At 50.5% G+C, this 17,191-nt stretch carries 16 protein-coding genes; 8 read left to right on the top strand and 8 right to left on the bottom strand.

Annotation, left to right across the window (positions count from 1 at the left end; translation table 11 throughout):
- Positions 1-127: 127 nt before the first annotated feature.
- The 4 genes from dut to BTA35_RS14430 all read left to right on the top strand — a co-directional run bounded on the left by dut (position 128) and on the right by BTA35_RS14430 (position 3,561).
- The gene (gene dut, locus BTA35_RS14415; RefSeq protein WP_078320524.1) at positions 128-583 is read left to right on the top strand and encodes a dUTP diphosphatase; all 456 of its coding nucleotides are present in this window, start codon (positions 128-130) and stop codon (positions 581-583) included.
- A gap of 100 nt (positions 584-683) precedes the next feature.
- Positions 684-1,595, top strand: coding sequence for an acetylglutamate kinase (argB, locus tag BTA35_RS14420; protein WP_078320525.1), 912 nt, complete (start codon positions 684-686; stop codon positions 1,593-1,595).
- A 47-nt stretch (positions 1,596-1,642) separates the two neighbouring features.
- On the top strand, positions 1,643-2,260 hold the full coding sequence (gene slmA, locus BTA35_RS14425; protein WP_078320611.1) for a nucleoid occlusion factor SlmA: 618 nt from the start codon (positions 1,643-1,645) through the stop codon (positions 2,258-2,260).
- A 26-nt stretch (positions 2,261-2,286) separates the two neighbouring features.
- Positions 2,287-3,561, top strand: a complete 1,275-nt coding sequence (locus BTA35_RS14430; RefSeq protein WP_078320526.1) for a GGDEF domain-containing response regulator — start codon at positions 2,287-2,289, stop codon at positions 3,559-3,561.
- Positions 3,562-3,651: 90 nt separating this feature from the next.
- Here BTA35_RS14430 and BTA35_RS14435 read toward each other — a convergent pair whose 3' ends face one another.
- The 6 genes from BTA35_RS14435 to ftsY all read right to left on the bottom strand — a co-directional run bounded on the left by BTA35_RS14435 (position 3,652) and on the right by ftsY (position 12,567).
- A complete protein-coding gene (locus BTA35_RS14435; protein WP_078320527.1) occupies positions 3,652-6,915 on the bottom strand; it encodes an efflux RND transporter permease subunit in 3,264 nt (1,087 codons plus the stop codon).
- Entirely contained in the window at positions 6,908-7,951 is a 1,044-nt protein-coding gene (locus BTA35_RS14440; protein ID WP_160055259.1) for an efflux RND transporter periplasmic adaptor subunit, read from the bottom strand. The genes BTA35_RS14435 and BTA35_RS14440 overlap by 8 nt, the downstream gene beginning before the upstream one ends.
- Before the next feature lie 328 nt (positions 7,952-8,279).
- Entirely contained in the window at positions 8,280-9,146 is an 867-nt protein-coding gene (gene rpoH, locus BTA35_RS14445; protein WP_078320529.1) for an RNA polymerase sigma factor RpoH, read from the bottom strand.
- Between the two features lie 240 nt (positions 9,147-9,386).
- Entirely contained in the window at positions 9,387-10,481 is a 1,095-nt protein-coding gene (gene ftsX, locus BTA35_RS14450; protein ID WP_078320530.1) for a permease-like cell division protein FtsX, read from the bottom strand.
- Complete coding sequence (gene ftsE, locus BTA35_RS14455) at positions 10,478-11,146, bottom strand: cell division ATP-binding protein FtsE (protein WP_078320531.1); 669 nt, start codon at positions 11,144-11,146, stop codon at positions 10,478-10,480. The genes ftsX and ftsE overlap by 4 nt, the downstream gene beginning before the upstream one ends.
- Positions 11,147-11,265: 119 nt before the next feature.
- The gene (gene ftsY / locus BTA35_RS14460; protein WP_078320532.1) at positions 11,266-12,567 is read right to left on the bottom strand and encodes a signal recognition particle-docking protein FtsY; all 1,302 of its coding nucleotides are present in this window, start codon (positions 12,565-12,567) and stop codon (positions 11,266-11,268) included.
- Positions 12,568-12,722: 155 nt separating this feature from the next.
- Between ftsY and rsmD the strand changes: the two genes are divergently transcribed.
- Positions 12,723-13,367, top strand: a complete 645-nt coding sequence (gene rsmD / locus BTA35_RS14465) for a 16S rRNA (guanine(966)-N(2))-methyltransferase RsmD (RefSeq protein WP_078320533.1) — start codon at positions 12,723-12,725, stop codon at positions 13,365-13,367.
- Between the two features lie 12 nt (positions 13,368-13,379).
- On the opposite strand, the gene BTA35_RS14470 is transcribed toward rsmD, so the two are convergent.
- A complete protein-coding gene (locus BTA35_RS14470) occupies positions 13,380-14,021 on the bottom strand; it encodes a TetR/AcrR family transcriptional regulator (protein WP_160055256.1) in 642 nt (213 codons plus the stop codon).
- A gap of 371 nt (positions 14,022-14,392) precedes the next feature.
- On the opposite strand from BTA35_RS14470, the gene coaD reads away from it, so the two are divergent.
- The 3 genes from coaD (at position 14,393) to BTA35_RS14485 (ending at position 16,592) form a co-directional block, all read left to right on the top strand.
- Positions 14,393-14,875, top strand: coding sequence for a pantetheine-phosphate adenylyltransferase (coaD, locus tag BTA35_RS14475; RefSeq protein ID WP_078320535.1), 483 nt, complete (start codon positions 14,393-14,395; stop codon positions 14,873-14,875).
- A gap of 30 nt (positions 14,876-14,905) precedes the next feature.
- The gene (locus BTA35_RS14480; RefSeq protein WP_078320536.1) at positions 14,906-15,160 is read left to right on the top strand and encodes a YfhL family 4Fe-4S dicluster ferredoxin; all 255 of its coding nucleotides are present in this window, start codon (positions 14,906-14,908) and stop codon (positions 15,158-15,160) included.
- Between the two features lie 127 nt (positions 15,161-15,287).
- Complete coding sequence (locus tag BTA35_RS14485; RefSeq protein WP_078320537.1) at positions 15,288-16,592, top strand: MATE family efflux transporter; 1,305 nt, start codon at positions 15,288-15,290, stop codon at positions 16,590-16,592.
- 42 nt (positions 16,593-16,634) lie between these two features.
- Here the strand turns inward: BTA35_RS14485 and BTA35_RS14490 are convergent, their stop codons facing one another.
- Positions 16,635-17,060 carry a chemotaxis protein CheW gene (locus BTA35_RS14490; RefSeq protein ID WP_078320538.1) on the bottom strand — a complete coding sequence of 142 codons (426 nt, stop codon included), beginning with the start codon at positions 17,058-17,060 and terminating at the stop codon, positions 16,635-16,637.
- Positions 17,061-17,191 lie beyond the last annotated feature (131 nt).

Below are 17,191 nucleotides of genomic sequence, written 5' to 3' on the forward strand. Positions count from 1 at the left end.
TGCGCTTTTGCCGTTTCTGCTGTTAACGTTCTTCCTGGTCAGTTGTACAGAGGTTCATTGTGCAGAGCGGATTTCAGCCGGCCAGACCGGAAAAATTCTTATTTTCTAAAAAAGAGCAGAACTATCGATGAGTACACTCGACGTTAAAATCCTGAACCCTAAAATTGGACATGAGCTTCCGCTGCCGCACTACGCAACTGAAGGTTCTGCGGGTATGGATCTGCGTGCGTGCATCGATGAGCCGTTGACGCTCCAGCCCGGTGAAACTCAGCTGATCGGTACGGGTCTTGCTATCCATATCGGTGATCCGGGGCTTGCGGGTGTGATTTTACCGCGCTCCGGCCTTGGGCATAAGCACGGTATCGTTTTGGGTAATCTGGTGGGCTTGATTGACTCTGATTATCAGGGTGAGCTGATGATCTCCTGCTGGAATCGTGGGCAGTCGGCTTTTACTCTCGAGCCTGGTGAGCGGTTGGCTCAATATGTACTTGTGCCGGTGGTTCAGGCTGAGCTGAATATCGTTGATGATTTTGACGCCTCTGATCGGGGCGCCGGTGGCTTTGGTCATTCCGGCCGCCAATAACCGATCCGTTTCTTAATAAAAGCAGCGCCTTTCCGGTAACCCCTTTTTAAGCCAGAGAAGGGGATTCAGAATATAACTAAGAGGTTTTACAGGTACTTCCATGAGTGACAACGCCAGCACCAAGACTGAACATGCCATTGAGGTTGTTAAGGTTCTTAGCGAAGCCTTACCTTATATCCAGCGTTTTTCCGGCAAAACCATTGTGATTAAGTATGGCGGTAACGCCATGACGGACGAAGGGCTAAAGGCTTCGTTTGCCCGTGACATGGTGCTGATGAAAGAGGTCGGCATTAATCCGGTGGTTGTGCATGGCGGAGGGCCTCAGATTGGCGAATTGCTGGAGAAGCTTAAGATCGAATCCCGCTTCGTTAACGGTATGCGTGTCACCGACGAAGAAACCATGGATGTGGTTGAGATGGTGCTTGGCGGTTTGGTCAATAAAGAGATTGTCAGCCTGATCAATCAGGCGGGCGGTAAAGCTGTAGGTCTGACGGGTAAAGATGGCGGCTTAATTGAAGCGAAAAAGCTGAAAGTTACCCATAAAACCCCGGAAATGACAGCCCCGGAAATCATAGATATCGGCCATGTTGGTGAGGTAGCCAACGTTCAGACTGATGTAGTGGATATGCTGGTACAGCGGGACTTTATTCCTGTGATTGCTCCGATTGGTGTGGATGGTGATGGTCGTTCTTATAACATCAACGCAGATTTGGTCGCAGGTAAGGTGGCTGAAGCTCTGGGTGCCGAAAAGCTGATGTTGCTCACAAATATTGCCGGTTTGCTGGATAAAAATGGTGATATTCTGACCGGGTTGAGCACAACACAGGTTGATGAGCTGATTGCAGATGGCACCATTTACGGTGGCATGCTACCAAAAATTGGTTGTGCTCTGAGCGCCGTGAAAAATGGCGTGGTAAGCTCTCATATTATTGATGGCCGGGTTCCTCATGCGACCCTGCTTGAGATCTTCACCGATGCCGGGGTAGGAACTCTTATTACCAATCAGGACTGATGGTCGGTAAAGGTATTGATAAAAACGCTGGGAAAACTGGAAAGGCCATGACGCAGGATAGTAAGCAGAAGCACACGAAATCATCTCGCCGGGAACAGATTCTGCAAGCACTCGTTCAGATGCTTGAGAATAACCCTGGTGCCAGAATCACAACGTCTAATCTGGCAAAAGAGGTTGGCTTATCTGAAGCTGCGCTGTATCGCCACTTTGCCAGTAAAGCCAAGATGTTTGAGGGCTTGATAGAGTTCATCGAAGATACGGTTTTCAGTCGAGTGAACCGTATTCTGCAGGATGAGCCGCAGGCTATTTATCGCTGTGAGCACCTCCTGACGCTGGTGTTAGCCTTTGCCGACCGGAATCCGGGGTTATGCCGTATTCTGACCGGGGAGGCTCTGGTAGGTGAAAATGAGCGCCTGCGTAGTCGGGTATCCCAGTTTTACGAACGCCTGGAAACTCAGCTTAAGCAGATCCTGCGGGAAGCTGAGATCCGCGACAAAATGAAAACCCGCATGCCAGTTCCTGTAACGTCTCAGCTGCTTCTCTCCATTGTAGAGGGGCGTATACAGCAGTATGCCCGTACGGGGCGCTCCCCGGTGGAGAACTGGCCGGAGCAGTGGGCCTATCTGGCCCATGAACTGATGATTCCCATTGCGATTGGCGCCTGATCCTGGGGCTGTGTAAGGCTTAAAGCATGTTGACCAGGCATCGTTTGCTGATTGCTGATAACTCTATTTTCTTCCGGGATGCTCTGGCGCAGACTCTAATGAGTCAGATTCAGGGGCTGCAAGTTGATTCTGTCAAAAACTGCGCCGGTGGCAAGCAACTGCTGGCTCAAAACCAGGGCGAATACATGGCCGTGATTAGCGGGCTGGTGCTGGAGGATGCCGCTGCTGGTGCCATGCTTGACTTGGCTGCTGAATATAAAATTCCTGCTATTGCTCTAACCAGCTCCCTGGACCGGGAGACCCGCCAGCTAGTCATGGACAGAGATGTTATCGACTATTTCTTTAAGGACCAGGATGGCCTTGAAGGTATCATTTCACTGATCAGAAGACTGATCTCCAACCGCAAGCATAAGGTGCTTGTGGTGGATGATGCACCAACTTACTGCGCCTACCTTTCTGCGCTTCTGGAGCGCCAGCAGTATCAGGTTGTTGTGGCTCATACCGGAGAGCAGGCAGTTGATATCTTAGGTCGGCGCAGTGATATTTCGATGGTGATGATGGATTATCAGCTACCTGGTATGAGTGGCTATGATGTGATTCGTATTATTCGAAAACAGTATAGCTCTACAGAGCTGCCGATTATCGGAATTTCCGGCCAGACTGATCAACAGATTCCTGCACAGATTCTAAAGTGCGGAGCCAATGACTTTATGTATAAAGGCTTCACTGTGGAAGAGTTCTACAGTCGCATCAATAACATGATGGATCTTCTGTTGAGTGTGCGTGAATTGAAAGATGCAGCCTATAAAGACTTTCTGACCGGAATGCCCAATCGCCAGTATTTTTATCCCGCTGCGGATGCGTTGATCGCCCAGCTTGGCACTGAGACAGGTGAGTTGGGGTTTGTGATGATGGATATCGACTTTTTTAAACAGGTCAATGACCGGTACGGCCATAGTATCGGGGACGAGGTATTGAAAGTCGTTGCGAACTGCATTCGCACTGAAAGTCAGCGCAATGCGCTTATGGCAAGGCTTGGGGGTGAAGAGTTTTGTCTTTTGACCCGGGGAGTTAGCGACTCGGATCTTTTGGCGCGTATGGATAAATTGCGTGCTCTGATCTCAGATACTGAAATTGCTATATCCGGGAAAAGCCTGAAAGTGACTTTGAGCATGGGGATCTGCATGCGCAAAGATGAGACTCTGGAAGATCTGATGGCGCAGGCAGACCAGGCGCTTTATACGGCTAAAGAGGATGGTAGAAATAAAGTCGTTGTTTATCAGTCCCAGTCGTCGTTTTAACCTGATCAGTATCTTGGCGGGGCAATCAAAAAACGCTGCACTACGTAATTGAGTGCAGCGTTTTTTTGTTTTTGGCTAACGACTACCCGCTCAGACTTTGCTCAGTGTCTGGTCTAGGTCTTTGATGCGCTGAGGCGCAAATGCGTAGTACATAACCGGGATCACAATGAGCGTCAGTAATGTTGATACGGTCAGACCAAAAATAAGCGTAATCGCCAGGCCGTTGAAGATAGGGTCGTCCAGAATAAAGAGCGCTCCTATCATGGCGGCTAACGCCGTCAGGATAATAGGTTTGGCGCGCACTGCACCAGACTGAATGACGGCTTCTTCAAATGATATCCCCTCTGCTAACTGCTGATTGATAAAGTCTACCAGCAGTATTGAGTTCCGCACGATGATGCCAGCCAGGGCGATCATGCCGATCATAGAGGTTGCTGTAAATTGAGCTCCCAGCAACGCGTGTCCCGGCATAACACCGATCACCGTCAGTGGAATTGGCGTCATGATGATCAGAGGGACCCGGTAGGAGCGGAACTGAGCAACCACCAGCATATAAATCAGGATCATGCCCACGCCGTAGGCGATGCCCATATCCCGAAATGTCTCATATGTGATCTGCCACTCACCATCCCATTTAACCGATGGTACCAGAGGCCATTCAGGCTGTTGAATAAAGAACTGCTCCAGAGGCGTATCTTTAAACAAAGGCTCATCATCAAGCTGGCCAATCAGGTCGAACATGCCGTATAGCGGGCTATCCAGCTCACCGGCCATATCCGCAGTGACAAAAGTTACTGGCAGCAGGTCTTTGTGGTAGATGGTTTTTTCCCACTGGGCATCCACCAGATTAACTACCTCCGACAGGGCGACCAGATCACCGTTTATGCTGCGTACTTTGAGCGTCATAAACTGCAACAGATTGCTCTTATCTGCCTCGTTCAGCTCAAGACGTATCGGCAGCGCATACTTCTGATGGCTCTCATGCAGATAGCTGATATCTTCACCGCCTAATGCGGCTGTAATGGCAGAAACAATGCGTGCCTGAGGCACACCCAGTAACGACGCTTTTTGGCGATCAACCTGCAAAAGATACTTTTTGGCCTGAGCCTCAATCATATCATCCACATCAACAATGCCATCAGTTTGCGCCAGACGGGCGCGAAGCGCTTTAGCGGTATCTGTCATTGCCTCCTGATCCGGGCCATAAATTTCAGCCACAATTGGGGCGATCACCGGTGGTCCCGGTGGCACTTCAACTACTTTCACATTGGCGTTATAACGCGCTCCAATTTGCTGCAGAGACGCCCGCATACCCAGGGCGATATCGTGGCTTTTGCGGTCACGCTCCCCCTTGTCTGCCAAGTTGACCTGAATATCACCGGAGTGAGGGTCGGCACGTAGATAGTATTGGCGAACCAAGCCATTAAAGTTGATGGGGGCTGCAGTACCGGCATAGGTCTGATAGTGAGTTACCTCAGGTATCGTTTGCAGATACTCTCCTAGCTCCAACAGAACCCGCTGGGTTTGTTCGACGGGTGTGCCTTCCGGCATATCCACAATAATCTGGACTTCTGACTTGTTGTCAAAGGGCAGCATCTTCAGCACGACGGCCAGAGATGCCGGTAGTGCAACAGAGACCATCATCAGGACAGCAATACCGACACCAAGAGCTACACGTTTTTTGCGGCCTTTCTTGCCCTGGAGAAAAGAGCCAACCATTGCACGGAAGAAGGCGAGCATCTTTGTGTTGGCGGTTTCATGTTCCGCTTCAGTTTGATTATTCTGAGCGTCATGCTTAAGGAGTTTAAGTGCCAGCCAGGGGGTTACGACAAAGGCAATTACCAGCGAAATCAGCATACCCATACTGGCATTGATCGGTATTGGGCTCATATAAGGGCCCATTAGACCGGTTACAAAAGCCATGGGCATCAGGGCGGCGATTACGGTGAAGGTGGCCAGAATGGTTGGTCCGCCAACTTCATCCACCGCCAGTGGAATCGCCTCCCGCATCGATTTGCCACCCATACTCAGGTGCCGGTGAATATTTTCTACGACCACGATGGCATCATCCACCAGAATACCGATGGAGAAGATCAGAGCAAATAGGGATACCCGGTTCAGAGTGAAGCCATAGGCCCAGGAAGCAAACAAGGTGATCATCAGAGTGATCACGATGGCAAGGCCGACAATCAACGCCTGACGGAAACCGAGAGCGGCTAAAACCAAAAGCACAACCGCACCGGTGGCAAAGATCAGCTTGGAGATCAGGGTGTTGGATTTATTATTGGCGGTTTCACCATAGTCCCGGGTGACCGTTACCTGGATATTATCCGGGATGGCAATATTTTTTAGTTGCTCGATCCGTTTGTTAACACTCTCTGTGATATCAATAGCGTTTTGCCCGGGTTGTTTGGCAATCGCTATCGTTACTGCGGGATAAAGCCCGGATTTAGCACTTTCGGCAAAGGCCGGGCCGGTGCCCATAAAGACACTTTGCTCTGGTACATCGGAACCCAGGGTGATATCGGCCACATCGGACAGGTAAACAGGGGTGTTGTTGTTCAGACCAACAATCAGGCGTCTTACGTCCTCCACTGTAGAGAGAAAATCACCGGCCTGAACCGGAATTACCGTATTGTCAGTGATAACTCTGGTTTCGGAACCTGTTGTATTACCTGCCTGAAGAGCGTTGCGCAGATCATCCAGGCTGATATTGAAGCCGGACAAACGGGCAGGATCAAGTGTGACCCGGACCGCTGTATCTGGCCCTCCCAGGGTATAAATATCCCGGGTGCCTTTAACGCGCTTAAGCTCAACTTCCAGGTTGTGGGCGATCTTTTTCAGTTCATGGCTACCCAGGCTACTGTCATCAGACCAGAGTGTCAGGGACATGATAGGTACGTCATCAATTCCCATCGGTTTGATAAGAGGCTGGCCGACACCAAGGTTGGACGGGAGCCAGTCGCTATTGGAAAAAACCTGATTATAAAGCCGCACAATGGCTTGCTGCCGGGTAATACCCACCTCAAACTGGACAGTTAAAACAGACATACCGGCACGGGAGACGGACATGGTATGTTCCACACCCTCTATCTCGCTCAGAACCTGCTCCGCGGGGGTGGATACAAGCTGCTCCACTTCTACAGGTGAAGCTCCGGGAAAGGGGATAAATACATTGGCGAAGGTAACATCGATTTGAGGTTCTTCCTCCTTTGGCGTAATCAGGATGGCCAGTAAGCCCAGCAACATACCAACAATGGCCAGCAAAGGGGTTATCTCGGTGCTTTGGAATGCTTTCGCTGTTCGCCCTGAGATGCCCAGGGGTTTCTGATCAGGTTCCCGGTTATCATGCATCTTGCTCAGCCCTCGCAGCTTTGATCTGTTTCAGTGCATCATTGGGAGCCAGAACGATTTTGTCACCAGCTTGAAGGCCTGAAAGAATTTCGATCTCACCATTTTTTTCGTAGCCGGTGCGTACCTGGCGCAGGCGTGGAATATCCTGGTTATCCAGTATATAGACAGCGCGTAACTCACTACGGGTAATTAGTGCGGACGCGGGAATTGTCAGTGCCTGACCGGTTTCGATTGGCAGAGAGACTTTAACCATCATGCCAGGATAGAGACCTGCCTGGCGCTCAGGCAGGTGCACACGGGCTCTGAAGTTGTGGGTTTTGGCGTCAGCATAAGGAAATATTGTCAGGTCTTTCGCTGGCACCACTTCACTATTAGGGAGGATAACCTCGGCCAGCTGGTGTTGGCGAACTGTCGCGGCATAGCTCTGGGGCAGGTCGATATTGACACGCATAAGGTCCAGGTCAATACCCGACATCAGAGGTGAGCCTGGAGCGACCACTTCCCCTATCTCGACAAAGCGCTGTGTTACAACTCCGCCATAGGGTGCGATCACTTTTGTGTAAGACATCTGCTTCTGGGCTTCTTTCAATGCGCCCTGGGCACGGCGGTATGTTGCGCTGGCAGCATCCAGCTGGTTTTTTGCCTGATCATACTGGGCTTTTGATGCCAGCTCATTCCGATAGATCTCATCGATGCGCTCGAACGCTTGTTCCGCATCCCGCTTGTTGGCAAGGGCAGCCCGTGCTGCAGCCTGGGCTTGCTCAAGACGAGCTTGCTGCTCGGTATCACTGATCTCCAGAATGACAGAGCCGGGCTTTACGTTATCGTCTACATCGTAATAGATCGCAGTTACTGTACCCGCAGTTTGAGCGGCAACAGTGCTTTGACGGACGGCTTCAACGATTCCATCCAGCTTTATGGCCTGACTGACGGCCCTTGGTTCCAGTGTCATTGTTTCCAGTGCATGTGCCGGTAGAGAGAGCCCTCCGAACAGACAGGCGACCGACAGCCAGGTTTTCAGGTGTTTGCTTAACATGAGTTGTTCTCCGGCTAAACCCGTTGAATCGGGCCTGAATTGGATTTTTTGCATATTAGCTTAACCTAATTATATAGGCAAATATGAAGCAGGTTTTCTCACCAGTTAAACTTATAGTGGCTAATAGGTCATCATATTTCAGGGTGGTGCGACAAGCCAGAACGGCTTGTGCTAAGTGTAAAGAATACGGATAGACTTGAAGCCAGCAGAGGCTGACCAGGTGATGTTGCAGGCCAAAAAGACAGAGCTTACTTTGGCTGGACCGTAAATAATAAGGCTGCCGAAGAGGCAGCCTTACTTTAGGAAAACGAAGCCACAGAGAAAGCGCTTATGCTTCGGCAGACTCTTCCATGAGTTTGCGTACCTTGTTCATGGCATTTTTCTCCAGCTGGCGGATACGCTCAGCAGAAACACCATAAACGTCAGCCAGCTCATGCAGAGTTGCTTTGCTGTCGGTTAGCCAGCGCTGTTGCAGAATGGCCTGGCTACGTTCATCAAGTTGCGACATGGCAAGCTGTAGACGGGAAGATGAGTCTTCAGCCCAGTTGGCGTCTTCCAGCTCGGTTGCCGGGTTAAAACGATGGTCTTCTAGGTAATATGCCGGAGCCTGATACGATGAGTCATCGTCATCATCGGTGTAGCCGTCAAAGGCTGCATCATGGGCGCTCAGTCGGCTTTCCATCTGGCGAACGGTCTGGGGTTTTACATCCAGATCCTTCGCGATGGCGTCAACCTCGGCATTGTTAAGCCAGCCGAGCCCTTTTTTTGCGCTACGCAGATTAAAGAACAGCTTACGCTGAGCTTTCGTGGTGGCGACCTTCACAATTCGCCAGTTGCGCAGGACGTATTCATGAATCTCGGCTTTGATCCAGTGAACGGCAAAAGAAACCAGACGAACGCCAACGTTTGGGTCAAAGCGTTTAACCGCTTTCATCAGGCCTACATTACCTTCCTGAATCAGGTCTGCTTGTGGCAGGCCATACCCAGAGTAGCTTTTTGCGATATGTACTACAAAGCGCAGGTGTGACATAACAAGCTGACGAGCAGCATCAAGATTACCCTCGTCATGCAGTTGACGGGCAAGTAATTGCTCGCGCTCAACAGACAAAACAGGGATGCTGTTAGCAATCTGAATATAAGCGTTAAGGTCCTGTCCGGGGGGCAGGTGGTCGATCGTTTGCAGGCTAGTATTCATATTACCTCGAAGAAGCAGTTATATTATTACCAATTGGAACAAGAGTACCGACTTGATCAATAGAACTGATCTTTATGATTTACGGTTAAGCCAAAAGTTCAATCAGGAGATTAATATAAAATCTCCTGTATATTTTGCAAGCACCCAATGCGTCCTGGGGCCCCGGCAACATTGATTTAATTGATCACCAATGGTGCTGTGATTATCTTGTCTGGCTACAGATGATTGTCCACCCCTGGTTTAGCGGGGTTCTATATCTCCCAGATGGCGGCCCACCGCAACCCAGGCTCCCAGCCAACCAAGAATGGTCCCCGACAGAACCAGTAGCAGAGAGTTAGCCATGCCCAGACCTACCAGCTCAAAGCTACTGGAGTAGACGCTGGCTAAGGCACGGACAGGGCCAGCCAGCCAAATCAGGCTCAGGTTGATAATCATCCAGGCCATGACGCCGCCACCCAGACCATACCAGATACCTGTATAGAGGAAAGGGCGGCGCACAAAGGCGTTCGTACCACCTACCAGCTTTACAATCACAATTTCATCACGCCGGTTCTCAATGGCCAGACGAATGGTGTTACCTACTACGAGTAAAACGGCAATTCCGAGCAAAACAGCCAGTGCACTCACCGCTCGTTGCGCAAGTTCCATAATGTAGTAAAGGCGTTTCACCCAGGCGAGATCGAGTTGAGCTTCGTCTACCTCCTGTAAACTCTGCAGCTCGTTCAGCAATTGTTCCTGTTCGTGAACCCGCCCTGCCGCAGGCCGGACCACCAAAACACTGGGCAGCGGGTTGCCATCCAGATAGTCCAGTGCTTCGCCAAAGCCTGAGAATTCTTTGAACTCTCCCAGAGCCTGTTCACGGGATATATATTGAACTGATGCAATATCACTTCTTTGGCGCAGATCTTCAGCCAAAGACTCTGCCCGCTGCTCGGAAACATCAATCTTAAGGAAGAGTGACATCTGGGCTGCCCCGTCCCAGTTACTGGTGACCAGCTGAGCATTATTAAGGAAGATATAAAGGCTGGCAGGTAATGCCAGCGCAATGGCCAGCACAGCCCAGGTCATCAGACTGGCAAAGGGAGCCCTGATGACCCGCCACAGGCTATCGATAGCCATAAGACGGTGGTGGCGTAGCCAGCTGCTCACTTTATGATTACTTTGGACTTTATGCTCGCTGGCGCCCTCTGAGTTTTGCCGTTTGGGTGGGGCTTTACGGGGTGCTGGTGGTACAGGCCCCTTGGTTACCCCGCGACGTGGGCTACGAAGAGGTGTTGCACCGGTTGCCCCTCTTGGCGATGTGCCACGATTATGGGGTTTGCCTACCTGGCTCATAGCATGCCTCCATCGGTTACAAGCTGTCCCTCACTCAGCGTCAGTACCCGGTGACCCATTCGGGCGATCAGACTCAGGTCGTGGCTGGCGATAAGGACGGTGACGCCCACTTCGTTGAACTGTTCAAACAGATTCATAATTTCAGAGGACAGCTGAGGATCAAGGTTACCCGTAGGCTCATCCGCCAGCAGAATGGGGGGCTTGTTAACCACAGCTCTGGCGATGCCGACACGCTGCTGTTCACCCCCGGAAAGCATAATAGGGTTCAGCTTCTCTTTTTTGAGCAAGCCAACCTTATCCAGTGCTGCCCGAACACGGCGGCCAATATCAGATGGGTCCGTACCTTCAATCATCAGCGGCAATGCAACGTTGTCAAAAACGGAGCGGTCGAACAGTAACTGGTGGTTCTGAAAAACAACGCCAATGTTGCGGCGAAGATAGGGTACCTGGCCACTGCCCATGCGTGAGAGGTTCTGGCCGTTAATAAACACCTGCCCCTGAGAGGCTTTTTCCATCCGCATAATCAGTTTAAGCAAGGTGCTTTTGCCGGCCCCGGAGTGTCCGGTGAGAAAGCACATTTCGCCTTCTGCGATGGTGAGGTTGAGTTGCCTGAGGGCTTCATGCCCGTTCTCGTAGCGTTTACTGACGTTATCGAAGCGGATCATGGCATCCTGCGTTGAATGTTTGGGGAGAAACTCCTGCTATATGTTCAGCCTGAGATGTCTCCGGATTAGGTCAAAAGGGCCATACGCAGCCCAGCCGGGCCACGGCTAACCCACCCATGTCAGCCTTCGTTCTTATCGAACAGGGCTTTGGTAAACTGGTCAGCATCAAACGGGCGCAGATCGTCCACCTGTTCTCCGACACCAATAAAGCGGATCGGAATCTGCATCTGTTGCGCCAGAGCAAATACGATGCCGCCTTTGGCGGTTCCGTCCAGCTTGGTAAGTGTGATGCCGGTTAACCCCACAGCTTCATCAAACAGACTGGCCTGAGACAGAGCGTTTTGCCCCGTTCCGGCGTCAACCACCAGCATCGTTTCGTGTGGTGCAGCGCCATCCAGCTTCTTCATGACCCGGGTGACTTTTTTCAGCTCTTCCATCAGGTTGCTTTTATTTTGCAGGCGACCAGCGGTATCAGCAATTAACACATCTATGTTACGGGCCTGGGCTGCCTGAATGGCATCAAAGATTACAGATGCGCTGTCGGCACCAGTATGCTGGGCGATGACAGGGACACTGTTACGTTCCCCCCAAACCTGAAGTTGTTCAACGGCAGCCGCGCGGAAGGTATCGCCAGCAGCCAGCATAACGCTCTTGCCTTCACTCTGAAATTTCTTTGCCAGCTTACCAATCGTTGTGGTTTTACCCACACCGTTAACACCAACCATTAAAATAACGTATGGGGTGGTTTGTTCACCGATCACCAGAGGCTTGTTGGACGGTTCCAGCATGGTGCGCAGCTCTTCCTGTAGCGCTTCGTATAGCGCCTGAGCATCGGTCAGCTGTTTACGTGAAACACGTTCAGTAAGGCGATCAATAATTTCTGAGGTCGCCTCAACGCCGATGTCGGCAATCAGAAGTTGGGTTTCAATATCTTCCAGCAGGTCATCATCGATCTGTTTTTTACCCAGAAATAAACTGGCAAGACCTTCACTCAGGTTGGCTCGGGTGCGGCCTAACCCTTGTTTAATGCGACCGAAGAAACCGACCTTTTCTTTCTTGGGAGGAGCATCGGCTTTCGGCGTCTCCATTACCGGCTCAGGTGTTATGACCGTATCAGGGGTAACCGGATCTGAAGGTACAGGTGCTTCCTGGGGGGCTTCTTCTGCCGGATGCTCCAGGCCGGGAGCTGAAGGCTTGTCATCAGATAACGCTGTAACAGGTGCGTCCTGGTCTACTGCGCTGTCTGCCTCTGCTATCGGCTGTTCAGCAGATGCATCTTTTTCCTGAGCGTTGCCTGTTTGGGTAGAGAGCTCCCCTGACGCAGGGGCCTCATGGGCCTCAGTTTCGGTGGCATTGGTCTCCGGAGATTGTTCCAGAGGCGCTTCCGGTTGTTTCTTGTTACGCTTGAAGAATCCAAACATGGGATAAATTCTGTCTCTTTAGAACGGAAAATAGCAGGTGAGCCCCTGCCTCTTATGGCGCTCTATCCTACCACTTGTCGCCCACGGGGGGTACAATCCACGGCGCTTTGACCCTTTATGTTTTATTAAAATGACTCCCGTATCCGGAAACTGCTATGTCCAGACCTCGTCGCTCCGCCTCCCGCTCATCCTCTGCCAATCAAAAAAAATCCGGTCATCTTAAATCTGCCAGTGGAGCCTCAGGGGGTAAGAATCAGCTGCGGATTATTTCCGGTGAGTGGCGCGGGCGTAAATTGCCTTTTCCTGATGGTGAGGGTTTGCGGCCAACGGGTGACCGTATGCGTGAGACGCTGTTTAACTGGTTGAGCTTTGATCTGTATGGTCGCAGGGTTCTGGATCTGTTTGCCGGGAGTGGTGCGCTGGGTTTGGAGGCGTTATCCCGAGGCGCTAAAAGCGCTGTTTTTCTGGATAATCATCCGGGGGTGGTGCGCCAGATAAGGGAGAACCTGGAAACACTTAAATGTGAACATGCAGACGTTTTTCAGGGTGAGGCACTTAATTGGCTGGGAGGAGATAAAGACACGTTTGATCTTATCTTTCTTGACCCACCTTTTGGCAAGGGGTTGTTAGCGCCGGTTTGCCAGCAACTGGAACAGCTACAGCGTCTGGCAGATGGCGCATTGATTTACCTGGAAGCGGAGAAAGGTTTCGATTTTACTGAAATTCCAGCATGTTGGTTGTTGGAAAAAGAGAAGAAATCGGGCCAGGTTATCTGCCGGCTTTATCGCCGAACGGGTTGATATAGGCGAGCATCAGTCGGTATTGAGATGGAAGGCCTGCATTTGCGCCCGGGTCTCTTCTTTTGTATACGGAGTAAGATAAGGCATCTCAAGACAAAACATCTGATAGATAACCTGATTGAGCTGCTCCCGGGTTTGCCGGTCTTCTGTTACACCCAGGGCGGTACGTAGATAGGTCGTCCAGCTGGTGACCAGAATCCAGATATTCAATGCCAGAGGCTTCAGTTGGTCTTCAGGTATATCCATAAAGCCAGACTCACACATTCTGATATACACCTGCTCAGTACTGGCAATTCCCTGAGTGGCAAAAGTCTGATAGCGGGCTTTTAGCTCGGCATCATTTGCCAGCATGCCCACAAGGTCACGGTGCATAAAACGGTATTTCCAGATAAGATCGAGCAGCCTTTCAGTGATTAGGGCGCGATCATACAAGGTGATTGCCCGATTATCCGGCAGGGTAAAGAGTTCATCTACGGCTGCTTCATACTGATCAAAAATGCGTGCAATGATGTCGGATTTATTACGATAGTGGTAATAGAGATTACCCGGGGATATTTTTATATGGGCTGCAATGTGGTTGGTTGTTACGGAGCGCTCTCCGTGGAGATTGAACAACTCTAAAGAAGCCTGAACAATTCTATCTTTTGTTTTCACGGTCAATTCTCGGGGTGTGGGGCAGCTGACTTATTATCCGTTACTGTATATTCATCCGTTACTGCGTATCAGCAAGTTTTGCCATGGAATGTGCTAACAGTGCTGTTTTAACAGTCATTTTAAATATAGCACTACTGAAATGGAAAATCTGTTTTGCAAATGACCGGGAATCCTTGTGCTATTACTGTCATAATCCAGCATCAGCCAGTGAACAGAACATTTAATTTTCTGCTCCGTAGATGCTATTACAGCCGGGTGCCTTTGGCTGCTTTGAATTAGCTATAACCTTATAGCGAGAGAAGTTTGTACCGGTGAGGCAATTTGTTTACCATTCTGCCTCTCCAAAATCCGCGCATAATCAGGAAAATGCGATGACGACGGTAGTTTATCCCGGAACGTTTGACCCTATTACCAACGGTCATACCGATTTGGTAGAGCGTGCCAGCAGGATTTTTGACAAAGTGGTTCTGGCTATTGCTGCCAGCCCGCGCAAAAAACCTTTGTTGGCTCTGGAGCAGCGCGTTGCCCTTGCTGAGTCAATTTTGTCTCAGTACAGCAACGTAGAAGTTTGCGGTTTTGACTGCCTGTTGACCGAATTTCTGGAACAACAACAGGCACGCGTTATTATCCGTGGCCTGCGTGCAGTATCCGATTTTGAGTATGAGTTACAGCTTGCCAACCTGAACCGGGCGATGTCTCCCGATGTGGAGAGCATTTTCCTGACCCCGGAAGAGCGTAATTCTTACATCTCATCTACGCTGGTGAGAGAGATTGCCTGCCTGAACGGCGATGTAAGCAAATTTGTGCATCCAACCGTCGATCAGGCTCTTAAAGAACACTTTAAAAACGACTAAGCAAGTTAGCTTTTTGATGAGGTAAGCGTTATGGCTTTGATGATTACCGACGAATGCATCAACTGTGATGTATGTGAACCTGAATGCCCTAATGGTGCAATCTCTCAGGGTGACGAGATCTATGAGATTGACCCGAATCTGTGTACCGAATGCGTTGGTCACTATGATGAGCCTCAGTGTGTGTTGGTTTGCCCGGTAGAGTGTATTCCGGAGAACCCTGAGCATGTTGAGTCGAAAGATGAGCTGATGGAAAAATACAAAATTATCCAGACTTCTCTGGGTTAATTCTGTTTTTCGTTCAGAACAAATGCAGCACTTGGGTGCTGCATTTTTTTTACCTGTAATCTGGTTTCGGCCATTATGAATTCTTTGTTCTCACCCATCACAAATTACCCATAGCGCCGGAGCTACTGTGTCATCGCCTTCGCCCTACAGACAGATTTTTTTACTTTCTCTGCCGATCATTATCTCTAATATCAGTGTGCCGCTGTTGGGCTTGGTGGATACGGCTGTGGTTGGGCATTTGAGTGATGCATCTTATCTTGCGGGGGTAACGCTGGGGGCCACTCTGTTTAGTTTTTTATTTTGGGGGTTTGGTTTTTTGCGGATGGGGACAACCGGCGCTGTTTCCCAGGCAGCGGGCGCTGCTGACTGGTTGGCGGTGACGCGACTCCTGCAGCAGGGAGTGCTGATGGCGTTAGGGATCTCATGTTTACTGCTGCTTTTCCAGTTCTGGTTGTTACCTGGGGGGCTTTCCCTTCTGGCGGAAGAGGGAAGTGCTCGTGATCAGGCTGCGTTATACGCAGGGGTGCGTATCTGGTCTGCACCTGCCGTTCTGGTGAATTATGTCCTGATGGGCTGGTTTCTGGCGCAGAAAAACAGTCGTTTTGCGTTGCAGATGCTGCTGCTGGGGAACGGGATCAATATTTTGCTCGATCTGATCTTCGTTATGCTATTAGGCTGGCAGGTACAGGGTGTGGCATTTGCCTCTTTGATTGCAGATTACAGTGTGATGGCTGCCGGTGTTTGGCTGGCGCTAAAACGTCTTGCTCAGTTGCAGTCGAAGTGGCAATGGCAGGCCTGGGTCGCCAGTGAGTTTAAGGTGTTGTTTAGGGTTAATCATCAACTGATGGTACGTACCTGGTTGCTGCTAGGCAGTATGGCGTACTTTACCTCGCGCGGAGCTGCTTTCGGTAGTGAAACCCTGGCGGCTAACGCAATTCTGATGCAACTGGTCATGATGGCATCTTACGCTTTGGATGGATATGCCCATGGGGCTGAGGCTCTGGTTGGCCAGGCGGAGGGCGCTAAGGATTACCAAAAGCGCAACCAGATTGTTTGGGCTGGTAGTGTGATGAGTATTCTGACGGTCATGGTGATCAGTAGTGGCTATATATTCTGGGGTAATGAGCTGATTGCTCTGCTGACTGATCTTGAGACCGTACGCCAATTAGCGGGTGATTACCTGATATGGGCTGCCGTTATTCCAGTGCTGGCGGCATCGAGTTATCTTCTGGATGGTGTCTATATTGGGATGATGCGCAGTGATGTGATGCGTAACGGGATGCTGGTGGCTTTTTTTGCGTTTATGCTTCTTGCATGGCTACTGTCTGGCTGGGGGAATCAGGGGTTATGGGCCGCCTTCGCCGGATTTATGCTGCTGCGCTCGCTATTTATGGCCCTGCATTTTTTACGGATATTCAGGCGCATTGTCTGATGGCGGGATACCGCTGGAGAGGTAGCCGTCTGCCAAAAGGCGCTACATCTGCTGGGCTACACCTTCGCAGTGTGGCAGGAAGTTCGCGACGATATAAAGCTCACCTTCACGATGAATAGTACCTTGAATAATCCCTCCGGCATCCTGATTGGGTGGGGGCTCGATGCTCTTGCCGTCAAACCCTACAATGGCTTCAACTTTATCCACCACAATACCGCAGAGACCGTCATCGGTTTCGATTGATATAATACGGGAATCTTCAGACCTTGGGTCTTCAGGCAGATCCATGAGCTTACGCGCCGAGATTACGGTGAGCACCTCGCCACGAATATTCAGAATACCGTCAACATCATATGGGGCTCCGGGGATTGGAGATGGCTCCTGGTAGCGAAGTACTTCCTTGATACTGCCCACGGGGTGGGCGTATTTTTCGCCGGCTAAAGAAAAGCTGACCCATTGATTATCCATTGATTCATGTCCCTCTGAAATGCGATATAAAACAAAATATAGTTAGAGAACTATATAATCTAATGGTCTTTAATAAAAGTTAAACCCCCGGAATGTATCGTTATGTTGCTTTGTTTTGCGATATATCCCAG

This window comes from Oceanospirillum linum, from assembly GCF_001995095.2.
Lineage (GTDB): Bacteria > Pseudomonadota > Gammaproteobacteria > Pseudomonadales > Halomonadaceae > Oceanospirillum > Oceanospirillum linum.

Coding starts and splice junctions, on each gene's coding strand:
- dut (WP_078320524.1), top strand. CDS start 128: ATGAGTACACTCGACGTTAAAATCCTGAACCCTAAAATTGGACATGAG.
- argB (WP_078320525.1), top strand. CDS start 684: ATGAGTGACAACGCCAGCACCAAGACTGAACATGCCATTGAGGTTGTT.
- slmA (WP_078320611.1), top strand. CDS start 1,643: ATGACGCAGGATAGTAAGCAGAAGCACACGAAATCATCTCGCCGGGAA.
- BTA35_RS14430 (WP_078320526.1), top strand. CDS start 2,287: ATGTTGACCAGGCATCGTTTGCTGATTGCTGATAACTCTATTTTCTTC.
- BTA35_RS14435 (WP_078320527.1), bottom strand. CDS start 6,915: ATGCATGATAACCGGGAACCTGATCAGAAACCCCTGGGCATCTCAGGG.
- BTA35_RS14440 (WP_160055259.1), bottom strand. CDS start 7,951: ATGTTAAGCAAACACCTGAAAACCTGGCTGTCGGTCGCCTGTCTGTTC.
- rpoH (WP_078320529.1), bottom strand. CDS start 9,146: ATGAATACTAGCCTGCAAACGATCGACCACCTGCCCCCCGGACAGGAC.
- ftsX (WP_078320530.1), bottom strand. CDS start 10,481: ATGAGCCAGGTAGGCAAACCCCATAATCGTGGCACATCGCCAAGAGGG.
- ftsE (WP_078320531.1), bottom strand. CDS start 11,146: ATGATCCGCTTCGATAACGTCAGTAAACGCTACGAGAACGGGCATGAA.
- ftsY (WP_078320532.1), bottom strand. CDS start 12,567: ATGTTTGGATTCTTCAAGCGTAACAAGAAACAACCGGAAGCGCCTCTG.
- rsmD (WP_078320533.1), top strand. CDS start 12,723: ATGTCCAGACCTCGTCGCTCCGCCTCCCGCTCATCCTCTGCCAATCAA.
- coaD (WP_078320535.1), top strand. CDS start 14,393: ATGACGACGGTAGTTTATCCCGGAACGTTTGACCCTATTACCAACGGT.
- BTA35_RS14480 (WP_078320536.1), top strand. CDS start 14,906: ATGGCTTTGATGATTACCGACGAATGCATCAACTGTGATGTATGTGAA.
- BTA35_RS14490 (WP_078320538.1), bottom strand. CDS start 17,060: ATGGATAATCAATGGGTCAGCTTTTCTTTAGCCGGCGAAAAATACGCC.